Origin of the sequence: Actinosynnema sp. NPDC091369 (genome assembly GCF_044757065.1) — a bacterium.
In the GTDB taxonomy this organism is placed as follows: domain Bacteria; phylum Actinomycetota; class Actinomycetes; order Mycobacteriales; family Pseudonocardiaceae; genus Actinosynnema.
This window is the reverse complement of the sequence record NZ_JBIVUG010000002.1, coordinates 173,256-188,912: the sequence shown is the minus strand read 5'-3', so window position 1 is coordinate 188,912 and position 15,657 is coordinate 173,256. Positions and strand designations below refer to the sequence as shown.

The following is a 15,657-nucleotide window of genomic DNA, read 5'->3' as shown; positions in this document are numbered from 1 at the left end:
AGAACGCGGCGTGCGGCAGCCCACGGCCGGCACCGGGCCCGGCGGAGCGGACCCGGTGCCGGCATCCGTCAGCGGGTGCGGTCGCGGTTGTAGAGGTGTTTCGCCCACGCGTAGCCGAGCAGGGCGATCACGGCGCACCAGCCGAGCGCGAGGGCGGCGCTGTCGCTGATCGGCGTGCCCAGCAGCAGGCCGCGCAGCGTCTCCATGATCGGTGTGAGCGGTTGGTGCTCGGCGAACCAGCGCAGGCCCGCGGGCAACGAGTCGGTCGGCACGAAACCGCTGCCGAAGAACGGCAGCAGGGTCAGCGGCATCGGCAGGTTGCTCGCCGCCGCCACCGTCTTCGTCACCAACCCCATCGCGACGGCCAGCCACACCAGGGCGAACGTCGTCGCGGTGAGGACACCGGTCGCCGCCAGCCACTCGACCGCGGTCGCGGTGGGGCGGAAGCCGACGAGCAGGGCCACGCCGAGCACGACCGCGAGGCTGAACAGGGTGTGCAGCACGCTGCCCAGCACGTGCCCGGTCAGCACCGACACCCGCGCGATGGCCATGGTCCGGAACCGCGCGATGATGCCGCCGGTCATGTCGATCGCCACCGAGATCGCGGTGCCCTGGACCGCGCCGGCGATGGTGATGAGCAGGATGCCGGGCGTGACGTAGTCGACGTACGCGCCGCGACCGCCCGACCCCACGCCCAGGCCGTCGCCGAGCGTCCCCCCGAGCACGTACACGAACAGCAGCAGGAACACGATCGGCACGGCCAGCAGCATCAGCGTCACGGACCACGCGCGGGTCATGTGCCGCAGTTGGCGGCGCAGCATGGTGGTCGAGTCGCGGACGGCGAGGGTGAGCGCGCTCATCGTGCGGTCACCTCCTCCGCGGACCCGGCGGCCTGGCCCGTCACGGCGAAGAACACGTCGTCGAGGTCGGGCGTGCGCACGGCCAGCCCCTCCACGTCGACCGCGGCGGCGTCGAGCCGGTCGAGCAGGGACTTGAGCGCACGGGTGCCGCCGTCTCCGGGCACCCGCAGAACCGGCGACTCGGCGTCCGGCACGACGTCCAGCGCCGCCGCCGCGGCGGCGAGGGCCCGGTCGTCGGCGAACCGCAGCTCCACGTGCCCGCCCGGCACCAGCCGCTTCAACTCGGCCGGCGTGCCCTCGGCGACGAGCCGGCCGCGGTCGAGCAGCGCGACCCGGTCGGCGAGCTGGTCGGCCTCCTCCAGGTACTGGGTGGTGAGCAGCACCGTCACCCCTTGACCGGCGAGGTCCCGGACGACCTGCCACAGGTCACGCCGGCTGCGCGGGTCCAGCCCCGTGGTCGGCTCGTCCAGGAAGATCACCCGCGGGTCGCCCACGAGCCCCATGGCCAGGTCGAGCCGCCGCCGCATGCCGCCCGAGTAGAGCGCGCCGGGCTTCTTCGCCGCCTCGCCGAGGCCGAACCGCTCGAGCAGGTCGGCCGCGCGCCGCCGCCCCTCGGCGCGGCCCAGGTGGTGCAGGTCGGCCATGAGCCGCAGGTTCTCCTCCCCGGTCAGGTAGTCGTCCACCGCGGAGAACTGGCCGGTGACGCCGATCGCCGCGCGCACCAGGTCGGGCTCGCGGTCCACGTCGTGACCGCAGACGCGCACTTCGCCCGCGTCGGCGCGGATCAGGGTCGACAGGATCCGCACCACGGTCGTCTTGCCCGCGCCGTTGGGGCCGAGCAGCGCGAGGATCGAGCCTGCGGGCACGCGCAGGTCGATGCCGTCGAGCACCACCTGGCTGCCGTACGACCGGCGCAGCCCGGTGACCGCGATGGCGGGTTCGATGGGGGTGTTCGTCATGACCGGGACAGTGCCGCCCCGCCGGTTCGGAGCGGTTTCACCGCGGTTTCAGCGGCACTCGTCAGTGCGCCCGCCGACCGCACGCGGCGGGGATCAGGACGGCCCGCGCGGGCAGGGACTCCGGGTCCACGTCGACCAACCGCAGGCACGCCTCCGGCTCGCCCGGGAGTTCGCGACGCACCTCGCCGAGCAGCACGTGGCCGTCCGGACCGTGGCACTCGGCCTCCTCCCCGGTCTCCGGCAGCGTGCCGCGCAACGTGCCGAAGGCGACCGCGTCGCGCCCGTCGTCGATCGCCTCGCCCACCTCGAACGACCAGTGCCCGGACGCCTCGGCGAGCAGGTCGCGGAAGAGCGGTCCCAGGGCGACCACGGCGTCACGCCGGGCGTGCACGTGGTGGGCGACGGCGCAGCAGAGGGGGACGGCCGGGCCGAAGGCGGCGGGAACCCGGCTGTAGCCGGCGATCGGGTCGTACCGGATCGAGTCCTCCAGCAGGCCGCACGCCGCCACCTTCGCCGCGTGGTGGCCGTGTTCGAGGACGTCGAGCAGGAACGGCGCGGCGAAGGCGGCCGCGGGCATGGCGACGCCGCTGTGGCCGTGCACGAGCGCGCCCTGGTCGAGGCTCGCGGCGGCCCGTGCCGCCGCCACCAGCCCGTTCGCCTCGGCGAGCCCGCGCAGACCCGGCTCGATCACCTCGGGCCGGTAGAGGGGCGGGTAACCCGGCACGGCACCCCAGTCGGGACGCCCGGTCGTCACCGGGCCGGTCCGGCGAACTGGCGCTGGATCATCTCGGTCATCGCGGCGACGTCCGCGTCGGCCATCGGCGCACCGGTCATGCCCATCCGGTGCAGCAGGGTGCCGACGGTGATGTCGATGAAGAGCAGGATGCGGTCCTCGGGCTCGCCGAGCGCGTCCTGCAACGCGCGCAGGTACGGCGCCTGCAACCGGGTCGACAGGATCTCGCGCAGGCTCGCGTCGCTGACGGCGTCGACGAAGACGCCCGCGAACGCCGCTCCCACCCCCGGTTGGGCGATCTTCGTCGCGGCCAGGTCGATGGCCGCGGCGAGGTACTCGGCCCGACTGCCCGGCATCGGCGGGAGCGGGCCGAACGTGTCGACCAGGCAGTCCGTGATCAGCGCGCCCTTGGACGGCCAGCGGCGGTAGAGCGTCGTCTTCGCGACACCGGCCGCGGCCGCGATGCGGTCCATCGTCGCGCCCGCGTAACCCAGTTCGTGGACGGTCTTCAGCGTCGCGGCGAAGACCAGGGCGTCGATGCCCGCCCGTGGGCGGCCGGGCGGTTTGGCGGAGGTGGTCTCCCGGGTCATGGCTCCACGATACCGAGTTGCGCTACGATCGGTATCGATACCATCGGTAGCGAAATCATGGTGGTCGAGGAGTGGGGACATGAACGACGAGGAACGCCCGCCGCTGGGCATCCGGCTGCTGCGCGCCCTGCGCGGGGAACCGGACTGGTCGGCGATGACGGCCGAGGCACTGGCCGCCTTCCGGGACGCGGAGAACCGCAAGCGGTCGTCCCGGCTGTTCCGGGTGGTCACCGGGTTCCCGGACGGCGGCGCGGAGATCCGGTGGCGGCAGGTGGAGCTGCCCGACCGCGTGCTTCCTGTCCGGGTGCACCGGCCCGCGCACCGCAGCGGTGACCTGCCGCTCGTCCTGCACGTGCACGGCGGCGGGTTCGTCGGCACGGCGGTGCAGTCCGACTGGGTGAACAGCCACCTCGCCGCGCGGCTGCCCGCGGTCGTCGTCTCGGTCGAGCACCGCCTCCTCGCGGCCGACACCTCGATCCGGGCGGTCGCCGACGACGGCTGGGACGTGCTCGAGCACGTCGTGCGGCACGCGTCCGACTGGGGCGTCGACCCGACCCGGACCGCGGTGTTCGGGGAGAGCACCGGCGGGCTGGTCGCCGCCCTGGCCGCGGTCCGGGCCGCGGCATCCGGTCTGCCCGTGCGGGCCCAGGTGGTGGTCAACCCGGTCGTGGACCTGACCGACGCGGCGTTCGACCTGCCGTCGATGGCGCGCCACGCGGACAGCCCGACCCTGACCGCCGCGCAGATGCGGCTGTTCCACCGGCTGGCTGTGCCGCCGGGGACCGACCCGGTCGCGCTCTCGCCCCTGCACACCGACCTGGGCGGGGTGGCACCGGCGCTCGTGGTGGTGCCGACCGTCGACCCGGTGGCCGATCAGGGCCGCCGGTACGCCGAGCGGCTGCGCGGGGCCGGCACGCCCGTGCGGCTGACCGAGCACCCCGGCGCGCCGCACGGGTTCCTCAGCATGCCGGGCGTGGTGCGGCAGGCGAAGGCCGCGCGGGCGGAGATCACCGGGTTCCTGCGGGACCACCTCGCGGCGGACCGGGCCGCCGGGACAGCGGTGGGGGAGCGCGATGACCACCGCTGACCTCCTGGAAGCGAAGGCGCCCGCGCCACCCGGGGAGCGGGAACGGCTGTTGCGCCCGTTCGCAGGTGGGTTCGCCGCCGTCGCGGTCCTCCAGGTCGTCGGCGCGGTCGCGGGCCTGGCGCCGTTGCTGGCGGTGGTGGAACTGGGCCGCGCGCTGCTGTCGCCCGGCCCGGTGGACCACGGCCACGTGCGGCTCGTCGTCCTCGCGGGCGCGGTCGGGCTGCTCGTCCGGCTGCTGCTCACCGCCGCGTCGGCCGGCGTCGGGCACCTCCTCGACGGCCGGGTGCAACTGGCGCTGCGCCGGGCTCTGGCCGCACGGCTGGGCCGCGTGCCGATCGGGTGGTTCTCCCGGCGCCGGACCGGCGAGCTGGCGAAGGTGGTGGGGGAGGACGTGAGCGCCGTGCACCCGCTCATCGCCCACGCGCCCGGGGAGCTCGTCGCCGCGTTCGTGGTGCCGCTGGTGTCGTTGGTCTACCTCGTCGCCGTGGACTGGCGGCTCACGCTGATCACCCTCGTCCCGGTGGTGCTGGCGGTGGCGCTGGTGCCGCTGATGATGACCCCGGCGCGGCTGCGCGAGCAGCGGGAGTTCGACGCGGCCATGGGTCGGATCTCCAGCTCGGTGGTCGAGTTCGTCCAGGGCATCTCGGTGGTGAAGGCGTTCGGCGGCGCGCAGCGCGCCCACCGCCGGTACCGGGCAGCCGTGGACGACTTCGTCGCCACGTTCCACCGGTGGGTGCGCGGCATGTCGGTGATCGCGGCCGGGATGCAGTTGGCGCTGTCGCCGCCGTTCGTGCTGCTGGTCGTGCTGGTCGGCGGCACGGCCCGGATCACGTCCGGCGGCCTGGCGCCGGCCGACCTGCTGCCGTTCCTGCTGCTCGGGCTCGGCCTGACCGCGCCGGTGGCGGCGTTGGGCCACGGCTTCGACGACGTGCAGGCCGCCCGGCGCGCGGTCGGCCGAGTCCGGGAGGTGCTGGCCGTGCCGCCGCTGCCCGAGCCCGCGCGGCCGGTCGCGCCACGAGGGCACCGGGTGGAGCTGCGTGACGTCCGGTTCGGCTACGAGCCCGGTCACGAGGTGCTGCGGGGGATCGACCTGGTGCTGGAGCCGGGCACGACCACCGCGCTCGTCGGCCCGTCCGGCAGCGGGAAGTCCACGCTGGTGCGGTTGTTGCCGCGGTTCGCGGACCCGACCGGCGGCGCGGTCCGGCTCGGCGGCGTCGACCTGCGCGACATCGCGAGCCGCGAGCTGTACCGGGCGGTGTCGTTCGTCTTCCAGGAGACCTCGCTGCTGCGCGCGTCCGTCGCGGACAACATCGCGCTGGCCGTGCCGCACGCCGACCGCGACGACGTGGTCCGGGCCGCGCGGCAGGCCGAGATCCACGACCGGATCCTCGAACTGCCGCGCGGCTACGACTCGGTGATCGGCGAGGACGCCCGGCTGTCGGGCGGCGAGGCGCAGCGGATCTCCCTCGCCCGCGCGCTGCTCGCCGCCACACCCGTCCTCGTGCTGGACGAGGCGACCGCGTTCGCCGACCCGAAGACCGAACAGGCGGTGCGGCGCGCCCTGGCGGCAGCCGGTCGCACGATCCTGGTCATCGCCCACCGCCTGGAGACGATCGCCGACGCCGACACCGTCGCGGTTCTGCGGGACGGCGTGATCGTCGAGCGCGGCAGCCCCGCTGAACTGGTGGCGCGGGACGGGGAGTTCGCCGCCCTGTGGCGCTCCCGCCAGGCGGCGATGGCCGCGACCCCCGATGGCGCGAGGCGAGGAGACCCGTCCCGATGATCCGAATGCTGCTGCGCGTGCTCGGGCACGAGTACGCCCGACCGGTGCGGCGCACCGTGGCCCTGATGACGACGACCGCGGTGGCCGAGGGTTCGTCCTACGCGCTGCTGGTGCCGGTGCTGCGGGCGCTGCTCGGCGGCACGCCGGGCGACGCCCGACCGTGGCTGGTCGCGTTCGGGGTGGCCGTCGCGGTCTACGCGGTGCTGCGCTACGTCAGCGACCTGTCCGGCTTCCGGGCCGGGACCACGTTGCTGCGCGGCATGTACCACCGCCTCGGCGACCACCTGGCCCGGCTGCCGATCGGCTGGTTCGGCGGCGGGCGGGCCGGCGAGGTGTCGGTGCTGGCGGGCACCGGGGTGCTCCAGGCGATGAGCGTGATCGCGCACCTGCTGGGGCCGTTCATCTCGGCCCTCGTGACCCCGTTGACGATCGTCGTGGTGATGCTCGCTCACCACTGGCAGCTGGGGTTGGCCGCGCTGGTGGCGGCGCCCGCGGTGGTGGCGGTCCAGGCTTGGACGGCGCGGTCGACGGCCGCCGCCGACGCCGAGCGCGCCGAACGAGACCACGAGGCCGCCGACCGGGTCATCGAGTACCTCCAGGCGCAGCCGGTGCTGCGCGCGGGCGGCCGGACCGGCGAGCGGTTCCGGTTGCTGGACGACTCGCTGCAAGACGTGGAACGCGCGTCCCGGCGCGGTGTGCTGTCGGCGTTGCCCGGCGTGGTGGGCCTGGCGTTCACGGTGCAGGCGGTGTTCACGGCGGTGCTGGTCCTGGGTGCCTACCTCGCGGTCGGCGGTCACGTCGGCACGGCCGAAGTGCTGGCGGTCCTGGTGCTGGCCGCCCGCTGCGCGGACCCGCTGCTGTCGTTGTCCGACATCGGCGGCAAGGTCCGCGGCGCGCGGTTCGAGCTGGCGCGGCTCGACGCCGTGCTGCGCACCGAACCGCTGCCGGAGCCGCGCGAGCCCGTCCGGCCGCGCCACCACGGGCTGGAGCTCGACGGCGTCACGTTCCGGCACGGCGACCGCACGGTGCTCGACGACGTGACGCTGTCCGTGCCGCAGGGGCAGCGGCTCGCGGTCGTCGGACCGTCGGGCGCGGGCAAGAGCACGCTGCTCCAGCTGCTCGCGCGGTTCTACGACGTGGACGCGGGCGCGGTGCGCGTGGGCGGTGTGGACGTCCGGGACATCGGCTCCGAGGAGCTGGTGTCCCGGATCGCCTTCGTGTTCCAGCACGTCTACCTCTTCGACGGCACGATCGAGGAGAACGTGCGGCTGGGCCGTCCCGGCGCGAGCGACGCCGAGGTGCGGGAGGCCGCCGTCGCCGCGCGGTTGGACGAGGTGGTCGAGCGACTGCCCGGCGGGTGGGCGACGAACGTCGGCGAAGGCGGCGCGCTGCTCTCGGGTGGTGAGCGCCAGCGCGTGTCGATCGCGCGGGCGCTGCTGAAGGACGCGCCCGTGGTGCTGCTGGACGAGGTCACCTCGGCGTTGGACCCGGTGAACGAGACGGCCGTCCACGAGGGCGTGGAACGCCTGATGGCGGGCCGCACGGTGGTGATGGTGGCGCACCGCATGCGGACCGTCCGGCGCGCCGACCGCGTCGTGTTCCTGGACGGCGGCCGGGTGGTGGAGGTGGGGACGCACGACGAGCTGCTGCGCCGCGACGGCCGTTATGCCGAGTTCCAGGCCATCTCCGCGGGGACGCCGGCACGTTCCTGAAACTACGTATGTACGTGTAGTGTCGTACTGTCGTAGTGGCGACCCCGAGGAGACGACGATGCCTTCCCACGCGGGAGACCGGCGGAACAGGGACATGCGGTGCGCCCGGTGCGCGGTGGGTCGGCGATGACCCACTACGAGGTGGCCGTGGCCGGTGGCGGCCCGGTGGGGATGTTGCTCGCGCTGGAACTCGCCACCCGCGGCGTGCGCACGGTCGTGCTGGAGCGGCTGCCCGAGCCGACCGGCGAGTCCAAGGCGGGCACGCTGCACGCCCGCACCGCCGAGACGCTGCACCGGCGCGGGCTGCTCGACGCCGTGCAACCCGGGCCGCACAAGGCGGCGCGCCGCGGCGGGCGCTCCGTGACGTTCCACTTCGCGGGCCTGTTCGCCCTCGACATCGGCCGCGTCGTGGACGAGGGGCCGGTGATCGTCGGCAGCCCGCAGGCGTACGCCGAGCAGGTGTTCGCCGACCGGGCCGCCGCGCTGGGCGCGGTGATCCAGCGCGACAGCGAGGTCGTGGGCCTCGCCGACCGGGGCGACCGGGTCGTGCTCGACGTCCGCTCGACGTCCGGTGCGACCCGGCAGGTCACCGCCGACTGGGTGGTGGGCTGCGACGGCGCGCGCAGCGCGGTGCGCAAGCTGTCCGGCATCGACTTCGTCGGCACGCCCGGCACGGTCGCCGCGCTCATGGGCGACGTCCGGCTGCTCGACCCGGCCACCGCCCCGGTGGGCTGGCAGCGCACCGAACGCGGCTGGACGTTGTTCTGGACCAACCCGTTCGGCCACAGCCGGGTGTGCACCTACGACTTCCGCGACGCGGCCCTGTCCCGCCCGGACCGGACCGCGCCCGTGACGCTGGAGGAGCTGCGGGCCGAGGTGGAGCGCATCGCGGGCCGCCCGGTGCCGATGGACCAGCCGCGCCGGCTCACCCGCTTCACCGACGCCGCCCTCCAAGCCGACACCTACCGGCGCGGCCGGGTGCTGCTCGCGGGCGACGCCGCGCACGTGCACTTCCCGGCCGGCGGCCAGGGCGTCAACCTGGGTTTGCAGGACGCCGTCAACCTCGGCTGGAAGCTCGCCGCGCAGGTCCGCGGCTGGGCCCCCGAAGGTCTGCTGGACACCTACCACGCCGAACGGCACCCGGTGGCCGCCCGCGTGCTCTACAACGTCCGCGCGCAGGTCGGGTTGATGCTGCCCGACCGGCGGGTGGACGCGCTGCGCGAGCTGTTCGTGGAACTGATGCAGCTGCCGCAGGTCAACGACTTCCTCGCGGGCATGATCACCGGCGTGGACGTGCGCTACGACACCGGGCGGCCCGACGACCGGCTCACCGGGCTGTTCGTGCCGGACCTGCGGCTCAAGGTGGGCGCCGAGGCGACCACCCTGGCCGGGCTGCTGCGCGCCGGCCGCCCCGTGCTGCTGGACCTGGGCGACCGCGAACCGCTGCGCCGGGTCGCCGCCCCGTGGGCCGACCGGGTGGACGTCGTCGTGGCGGACTGCGACGACGTGCCGTCCGCGCCGACGCTGCTGGTCCGCCCGGACGGCTACACCGCGTGGGGCGGCACGGGATCGGCGAGCGACGGGGACACCCTCGACGCGGCGCTGCGCACCTGGTTCGGCGCACCGGCGTGACCGGGTTCAGGGCAGCCGCACCGACTGGCGGTGCCGGAAGAAGTCCGTCGGGTCGTAGGCCGCTTTGACCCGTTGCAGCCGGGGGTGGTTCTCGCCCCAGTACAACGCGTGCCACGGCACCCCGGACGCGTTGTGCGCGGCCTCGGTCAGATCGGCGTCCGGGTAGTTCAGCACGCACCCGTCGGTGCGCTCGTCCGGGACCGGCACCCCGCCGGTCCCGGCGTACAGCTCGGCGTAGAGGCGCCGCGCCCACGCCACGTTCGCTTCGTCGTCGGACGGCTCGCTCCAGCCGGTCTGCACGTGCAGCTTGAACGCGCTGTCCCGGTGCGGGTTCGCGGTGTCGGTGCGCCCGACGGCGTTCACCCGGCCGCCCGAAGAGGTCAGCATCACCTGCGCGAACGGGTTGGCGAACCCGTCGCGGCCGTCGAGGTTGCGGTACAGGGCCGCGAGCTGCGCGTCGGTGAACCCCGCGCGGTGGTAGGCCGACTTGTGCTCGCCGCGCAGCGTCGGGTCCACCATCCGCGGGTGCATCGTGCCCAGGTGCCGGGTCGCGGTCAGCCAGCTCCACCGCTTCGGCCGGGCGTACCGCGTCAGCGGGCCGTGCTCCCCGGACGGCCGGGTGAGCGCGCCGTGCGGCAGGTCGACGCCGCGCGTGACGTCGGCGACGAAGCGGTCCAGCAGCTCTTCGGCGTCCGCGCCGCTGCCGTCGAGCACGGTGAACAGGCCCACCTCGCCGGTGGCGCGCTGGTTGAGCAGCAGGAAGCTGCACAGGCCCGCGTACCGCCCGCCGGGCGCGGCGTTGGTCGTGTGCCACCCGGTCCAGTTGCGGACCAGCCGGGAGAACGCCGCCTCGGTCATCCTGTCCCACGGCCACGCGATCGCGCTCAGCAGCAGCTCCGCCGGCGGCTTCGGCAGGAGCCGCGCCGGGTCGGACGACCGCGCGCCGGGCGAGCGGAACAGGTACCGGGTCACCACGCCGAACGTGCCGCCGCCGCCACCGGTGTGCGCCCACCACAGGTCGTGGTGGGGGTCGTCGGGCTCACGGGTCGCCACCACGAGCCCGGCCCGGCCCGCCGCGTCCACGACGACCACCTCCACCCCGTGCAGGTGGTCGACCACGAGCCCGTCACGGCGGCACAGCAACCCCCAACCACCACCCGCGACGTGCCCGCCGACGCCGACCGAGTAGCACTGGCCCGCCGGGATCGTCACGCCCCACGTCTTGTAGAGCAGCTCGTACACGTCCAGCAGCGTCGCCCCGGCCTCCACCGCGAACGCGCGGTGCGCGGGGTCGAAGGCCACCGAGGTCATCTCCGACAGGTCCAGCACGACGTCGACCTCCGCGTTGAACACGAAGTCCTCGTAGCAGTGCCCACCACCGCGCACGGTCAGCCGCTTGCCCGCCCGCACCGCCTCCCGCACCACGTCCAGCGCCTGCCGCGGCGAGGACACCACCCGCACCGACTCCGGCCGGGCCACCCACCGCCGGTCCAACCCCACCACCAGGTCCGGGTACCGCGGGTCTCCCGGCCTCACCGTGACCGCGTCGAACCTTGCCGCCGCCACCCCGGCCGCCCCCGCCGTCCCGACCTCGGCCGCCGCCGCTCCGGGTGCCGCTACCGCGCCGATCCCGATCGCGCCGGTGGCCGCGAGCAGCCGCCGTCTGCTCATCGCGCCGCTGTGGTGGTTCACGCCGCCTCCGTCCCGATCGCCGCCGCTGTCGTGGTCCCGACCGCCCGTCACCTCGCCACCGCCGCCGTCAGCAGCGGCGCGACCAGGTCGGCCAGGATGTCCGGGCCGTCCCGGGTGAGGATCGACTCCGGGTGGAACTGGGTCGAGGCGAAGCCGGGGCCCCGCAGCGCGTGCACCTGGCCGGTCGACGGGTCGCGGCTGACCTCGACCGCGCCATCGCCGAGTGGCAGCGCGCCGCCGCCGTGCCGGGCCGCGAACGTGTTGTAGAACCCGACGTGCCTGCTCCGGCCGAACAGGTCGATCTCCCGCTGCACGCCCTGGTGCGGCAGGTCCCGGCGCAGCAGCGGCAGGCCGAGGTGGGCGCTGAGCACCTGGTGGCTCAGGCACACCGCCAGGAACGGCCGCCGCTCGCCCAGCAGCCGCCGCACCGCCGCGGCCAGGTGCGCGATCTTCGGGTGCGCCCGGTCGCGCGGGTCGCCGGGACCGGGGCCGAGCACCACGAGGTCCGCGTCGTCGACCGCGTGCTCCGCGTCGTAGCGCCGCACCACGACCTCCAGCCCGAGCGACCGCAGCTGCACGTCGATCATCGACGTGAACGTGTCCTCGGCGTCGACCACCAGCACCCGCCTGCCCGCGATCCCCGCGCGCGGCCGGGCCCGCCGGTCCGCCGGCTGCGACCAGAACCGGGCCAGCGGCTCGTTCCGCCGGGCCAGCGCGTCCACCACCGGCCGCAGGGCGCTCAACCCCGCGCCGTCCGACGGTGCCGCCGACGTCGCCGACCCGGTCAGCGCGGCCAGCAGGCCCGCCGCCTTCACCCGCGTCTCGGCCACCTCCGACGCCGGGTCCGAGTGCCGCACCAACGTCGCGCCGACCCCGACGGCCACCCGGCCGGAGGCGTCGATGTCGGCGGTGCGGATGAGGATCGCCGAGTCGACCGACCGCCCGCCGGCCGGGTCCGGACCGATCAGCGCCACCACGCCGCTGTAGTAGCCGCGCCCGGCGGGCTCGTAGCGGCTGATCACCTCGCAGGCGCTCTCCAGCGGGCTGCCGGTGACGGTCGGCGCGAGCAGCGTCTCCCGCAGCACGTCCCCCGCGTCCATCGCCGTGCGGCCCTCGATCAGGTACTCGGTGTGCGCGAGGTCGCCCATCTCCTTGAGGAACGGGCCGATGACGCGCCCGCCCGCGCCGCACACCCGGGCCATCATCTTCAGCTCCTCGTCCAGCACCATGTGCAGCTCGTCCACCTCCTTGCCGTCGGCCAGGAACCGCAGCACGCCGTCCAGCTCGGGACCGGTCGCCGGGTACCGGTAGGTACCGCTGATCGGGTTCATCACCACCCGGCCGCGGTCGAGGGTGACGTGCCGCTCGGGGCTCGCGCCGACGAACGTGCGCGTCCCGGTGTGCACCAGGAACGTCCAGTACGCGCCCGGCTCGCGGGTCACCAGGCGGCGGAACAGGGTCAGCGCGGACGCGGGGGAGTAGTCCGCGATGTCGACCAGGTACGACCGCTTCACCACGAAGTTCGCGCCGACGCCGTGCCCGATCTCGTCCGCCAGCACGGAGCGGACGACGTCGGCGTACCCGTCGTCGTCGAGGTCGAAGTGCCCGCCGGTGAGCTCGATCGGGGCGTCCGGCAGCCGGTCGAGCACGTCGCCCAGCGGCAGCACGGCCTGCTCGGACACCGCCATCGCCAGCAGCGGGGAACCGTCGTCCGCGCACGCGAAGCCGCGCTCGGTGATCTGCCGGTAGGGCAGCAGCGCCAGCACCCGTCCCTCGTGGACGGACAGCTCGGCCAACCGGTCGTGCTCGGTCAGCGGGCCCGCGAACACCTCGACGTGCCCGGAACCGGTCGACCGGGGCCGGTGCAGCAGGGCGTAGGCGCCGGCGTGCCCGGCCAGCAGCCGGTCCAGCAGGTCGGCGCCGGTCACGAGTCGGCTCCCGTCGACAGCATCTGCAAGACCTCCTTGGTGGACGTGGTCAGCGCGCACGTCCCGGCGGCGTAGGTGACGGCCATCCGGTGGTGCGCCTCGGAGAAGTCCGCGACGGCGTCGGTCACCAGGAACGGCCGGATGTCGGAGCTGAACGCGTCCAGGCACGTCATGAGCACGCCGACGTGGGCGTAGACGCCGCACACGACGATCTGGTCACGGCCGCGTTCCCGCAGGAACTCCTTGAGCCCGGAGTTGAAGAACGCGCTGTAGCGCCACTTGGTGAACACCGTGTCGTGCTCGCCCGGCGCGAGCTCGTCCACCACCGCGCGGTCGGCCTCGGACACCGTCATGCCGGGGCCCCACAGGTCGGTGAGCAGGCCGCGCTGCGCGGGCGTCATGCTGCCGGGCTGCGCGGTGTAGGCGACCGGTACGCCGAGCGCGGCGCACCGCTCGCGCAGCGCGGCGATGTTGGCCACCAGGGAGACCACCGGTTCCTCGCCCGCCGGGAAGGGCGCGACGAAGTAGCGCTGCATGTCGTGGATGAGCAGGATGGTCCGCTCCGGGTCGACCACCCACCGCAGCGGGCCGTCCGCCCCGGCCGCGGTGGGCATGGGATAGGCGTCGATCGTCGGGATGGGCATGGGATGGCCGCACCTTCCTCGTCGGGCGGCGGGTGACGACGGCGCGGTCACGCGCCGAGCGCCGCGCCGCCGTCGACGGTGAGCGTCTGCATGGTGATGTGGGACGCGCGGTCGGACAGCACGTAGAGCACCGCGTCGGCCACGTCGGACGGCTGCGCGACCTTGCCGAGCGGGATGCCGGTCCGGAACGCCGAGGGCACGCCCTCCACCGAGGCGCGGACCGCGTCGCCGTCGTCCCACAGGCCGGTCAGCATCGGGGTGTGGGTCGAGCCGGGCGCGACGACGTTGCAGCGGATGCCGTGCTCGGCCAGCTCCAGCCCGAGGCACCGGGTGAAGCTGGTCGCCGCGGCCTTGGACGCCGCGTAGGCCGCCATGTCCATCCGCGCGATGCCCGCCGCGTTCGACGCGACCGTCACGATCGCGCCGCCGCGCCGGGGGATCATCCGGGCCGCCACCGCCCGGCACAGGTTGAACACGCCCGTGCTGTTGACCGCGAACGTGGTCGCCCAGTCGTCGTCGGTGAGCAGGTGCGCCCGGCCGGTCCGCAGCACGCCCGCCGCGTTCACCAGCGCGCCGATCGGGCCCAACCGCGCCTCGACGTCCTCGACCAGCGCCGCGACCGCCGCGCTGTCGGCCACGTCGGCCGCGTACGCCGTCACCAGGTCGCCCTCCAGCTTCGCCAGGCCGTCCGACGCCACGTCGACCGCGGCGACCGACACGCCCTGCTCGACCAGCGCCCGCACGATGGCCGCGCCGATGCCGCCGGCCGCGCCCGTGACCACCGCCGTGTTGTCGTGGAACACGTCACTCCCCCCAGACCGCGGCGACCGCGACGGCTTGCCCGGGGTTGAGCCGCGGGTCGCACAACGTCGTGTACTTGGCGCCGACGTCGGCCAGCCCGGTCTCGTCGGCCGCGCACTCGGTGACGTCGTCGGGCGTGGTCTCCAGGTGCAGGCCGCCCGCGACCCCGCCCGCGCCGGCGACCGCGTCGCGGAACGACCGGACCTCGCGGGTGATCGTGGTCAGCAGGCGGCTCTTGAGGCCGTCGGCGTTGGTGACCGTGTTGGCGTGCATCGGGTCGCACAGCCAGATCACCGGGTGGCCCTGCGCGCGCACGGCGGCCACCAGGGCGGGTAATCGGTCGGCCACGACGTCCGCGCCCATCCGGGCGATCAGCGCGAGCCTGCCCGGCGTGCGGTGCGGGTCGAGCCGGGCGCACAGCGCGAGCAGGTCGTCGGTGGACGCAGTCGGGCCGACCTTGCACGCCACCGGGTTCACCACCGACGCCAGCAGGTCCACGTGCGCGCCGTCGGGCCGGCGCGTGCGCTCCCCGATCCACGGCCAGTGGGTCGAGCTGAGCACGGTGTCGCCGTCGCCGTCGCGCCGCAGCATCGCGAGCTCGTAGTCGAGCACCAGCGCCTCGTGGCTCGACCACACGGCCCGGTCGTCCGCGTGGCCGCGCAGGAACGCCAACGCCGAGCCGGACGCGGTGTAGCAGGTGAGCATCCGGTTCGGGTCGGGCCGCCGCAGCTCGGGGTCGGGCTCCGGGCTGTTGACCATGTGGCCCGCGTAGACGGGCACCTCCACGCCGTTGACCCGTTCCACCGGGGTGGACCGGGGTTTGGCGAACTGGCCCGCGAACCGGCCGACGCGGACCACCGGCACGCCCGCGTCGGCCGTCATCGCCGCCGCGACCGCGTCCAGCAGACCCACCTTGCGGGCCAGGTCGCCGGGGCCGCACTCGGCCGGGTCCTCGGCGCAGTCGCCCGCCTGCACGACCTGGGCCCGGCCCGCGGCCACCTCGGCCAGCAGCGCGCCGAGCCGCCGCACCTCCCCGACCTCGACCAGACCGGGCATCCCGGCCAGCGCCGCGCCCACCTCGGCGGCGGCCCGCGCGTCCCAAGCGGGTTGGTGCGCGGCGGGCAGCGATCGGCGGCACCGGATCTCTTCGCCCGGCAGCGCTCCCACACGATCCATCAAGTCCATGTACCGAGCCTGCGTGACCGCGGGGTGCGATCGCGGCGAACCGGGCGGATC

At 74.7% G+C, this 15,657-nt stretch carries 13 protein-coding genes; 4 read left to right on the top strand and 9 right to left on the bottom strand.

The annotated features are described in order from the left end of the window. Positions 1–68 precede the first annotated feature (68 nt). The 4 genes from ACIQMJ_RS09210 to ACIQMJ_RS09195 all read right to left on the bottom strand — a co-directional run bounded on the left by ACIQMJ_RS09210 (position 69) and on the right by ACIQMJ_RS09195 (position 3,142). The gene (locus tag ACIQMJ_RS09210; protein WP_499760430.1) at positions 69–860 is read right to left on the bottom strand and encodes an ABC transporter permease; all 792 of its coding nucleotides are present in this window, start codon (positions 858–860) and stop codon (positions 69–71) included. After that, on the bottom strand, positions 857–1,819 hold the full coding sequence (locus tag ACIQMJ_RS09205) for an ATP-binding cassette domain-containing protein (RefSeq protein WP_499760429.1): 963 nt from the start codon (positions 1,817–1,819) through the stop codon (positions 857–859). The genes ACIQMJ_RS09210 and ACIQMJ_RS09205 overlap by 4 nt, the downstream gene beginning before the upstream one ends. 61 nt (positions 1,820–1,880) lie before the next feature. Beyond that, a complete protein-coding gene (locus ACIQMJ_RS09200) occupies positions 1,881–2,543 on the bottom strand; it encodes a hypothetical protein (protein WP_499760428.1) in 663 nt (220 codons plus the stop codon). Positions 2,544–2,569: 26 nt separating this feature from the next. Beyond that, a complete protein-coding gene (locus tag ACIQMJ_RS09195; RefSeq protein WP_499760427.1) occupies positions 2,570–3,142 on the bottom strand; it encodes a TetR/AcrR family transcriptional regulator in 573 nt (190 codons plus the stop codon). Between the two features lie 79 nt (positions 3,143–3,221). Here ACIQMJ_RS09195 and ACIQMJ_RS09190 point away from each other — a divergent pair, with 79 nt between their 5' ends. From ACIQMJ_RS09190 to ACIQMJ_RS09175, 4 genes are all read left to right on the top strand, one after another. Next, positions 3,222–4,229, top strand: coding sequence for an alpha/beta hydrolase fold domain-containing protein (locus ACIQMJ_RS09190; RefSeq protein ID WP_499760426.1), 1,008 nt, complete (start codon positions 3,222–3,224; stop codon positions 4,227–4,229). Continuing rightward, complete coding sequence (locus ACIQMJ_RS09185; RefSeq protein WP_499760425.1) at positions 4,216–6,012, top strand: ABC transporter ATP-binding protein; 1,797 nt, start codon at positions 4,216–4,218, stop codon at positions 6,010–6,012. The genes ACIQMJ_RS09190 and ACIQMJ_RS09185 overlap by 14 nt, the downstream gene beginning before the upstream one ends. Then, positions 6,009–7,724, top strand: a complete 1,716-nt coding sequence (locus tag ACIQMJ_RS09180) for an ABC transporter ATP-binding protein (protein WP_499760424.1) — start codon at positions 6,009–6,011, stop codon at positions 7,722–7,724. The genes ACIQMJ_RS09185 and ACIQMJ_RS09180 overlap by 4 nt, the downstream gene beginning before the upstream one ends. Before the next feature lie 126 nt (positions 7,725–7,850). Further along, positions 7,851–9,356 (top strand): FAD-dependent monooxygenase, encoded by a 1,506-nt coding sequence (locus tag ACIQMJ_RS09175; protein ID WP_499760423.1) that lies wholly within the window; start codon positions 7,851–7,853, stop codon positions 9,354–9,356. 6 nt (positions 9,357–9,362) lie between these two features. On the opposite strand, the gene ACIQMJ_RS09170 is transcribed toward ACIQMJ_RS09175, so the two are convergent. From ACIQMJ_RS09170 to ACIQMJ_RS09150, 5 genes are read right to left on the bottom strand one after another with little or no spacing between them, the layout of a single operon-like run. Continuing rightward, positions 9,363–11,048, bottom strand: coding sequence for an FAD-binding oxidoreductase (locus ACIQMJ_RS09170; RefSeq protein ID WP_499760422.1), 1,686 nt, complete (start codon positions 11,046–11,048; stop codon positions 9,363–9,365). 47 nt (positions 11,049–11,095) lie between these two features. Further along, the gene (locus ACIQMJ_RS09165; RefSeq protein WP_499760421.1) at positions 11,096–12,976 is read right to left on the bottom strand and encodes an anthranilate synthase family protein; all 1,881 of its coding nucleotides are present in this window, start codon (positions 12,974–12,976) and stop codon (positions 11,096–11,098) included. Continuing rightward, on the bottom strand, positions 12,973–13,620 hold the full coding sequence (locus ACIQMJ_RS09160) for an isochorismatase family protein (protein ID WP_499760420.1): 648 nt from the start codon (positions 13,618–13,620) through the stop codon (positions 12,973–12,975). The genes ACIQMJ_RS09165 and ACIQMJ_RS09160 overlap by 4 nt, the downstream gene beginning before the upstream one ends. Positions 13,621–13,667: 47 nt before the next feature. Next, entirely contained in the window at positions 13,668–14,423 is a 756-nt protein-coding gene (gene dhbA / locus ACIQMJ_RS09155; RefSeq protein ID WP_499760419.1) for a 2,3-dihydro-2,3-dihydroxybenzoate dehydrogenase, read from the bottom strand. A gap of 1 nt (position 14,424) precedes the next feature. After that, complete coding sequence (locus ACIQMJ_RS09150) at positions 14,425–15,597, bottom strand: 3-deoxy-7-phosphoheptulonate synthase (RefSeq protein ID WP_499760418.1); 1,173 nt, start codon at positions 15,595–15,597, stop codon at positions 14,425–14,427. Between the last annotated feature and the right edge of the window lie 60 nt (positions 15,598–15,657).

Excerpts from the sequence above, each read along its gene's own strand:
- ACIQMJ_RS09210 (WP_499760430.1), bottom strand. The coding sequence starts at position 860 with ATGAGCGCGCTCACCCTCGCCGTCCGCGACTCGACCACCATGCTGCGC.
- ACIQMJ_RS09205 (WP_499760429.1), bottom strand. The coding sequence starts at position 1,819 with ATGACGAACACCCCCATCGAACCCGCCATCGCGGTCACCGGGCTGCGC.
- ACIQMJ_RS09195 (WP_499760427.1), bottom strand. The coding sequence starts at position 3,142 with ATGACCCGGGAGACCACCTCCGCCAAACCGCCCGGCCGCCCACGGGCG.
- ACIQMJ_RS09190 (WP_499760426.1), top strand. The coding sequence starts at position 3,222 with ATGAACGACGAGGAACGCCCGCCGCTGGGCATCCGGCTGCTGCGCGCC.
- ACIQMJ_RS09185 (WP_499760425.1), top strand. The coding sequence starts at position 4,216 with ATGACCACCGCTGACCTCCTGGAAGCGAAGGCGCCCGCGCCACCCGGG.
- ACIQMJ_RS09180 (WP_499760424.1), top strand. The coding sequence starts at position 6,009 with ATGATCCGAATGCTGCTGCGCGTGCTCGGGCACGAGTACGCCCGACCG.
- ACIQMJ_RS09175 (WP_499760423.1), top strand. The coding sequence starts at position 7,851 with ATGACCCACTACGAGGTGGCCGTGGCCGGTGGCGGCCCGGTGGGGATG.
- ACIQMJ_RS09160 (WP_499760420.1), bottom strand. The coding sequence starts at position 13,620 with ATGCCCATCCCGACGATCGACGCCTATCCCATGCCCACCGCGGCCGGG.
- ACIQMJ_RS09150 (WP_499760418.1), bottom strand. The coding sequence starts at position 15,597 with ATGGATCGTGTGGGAGCGCTGCCGGGCGAAGAGATCCGGTGCCGCCGA.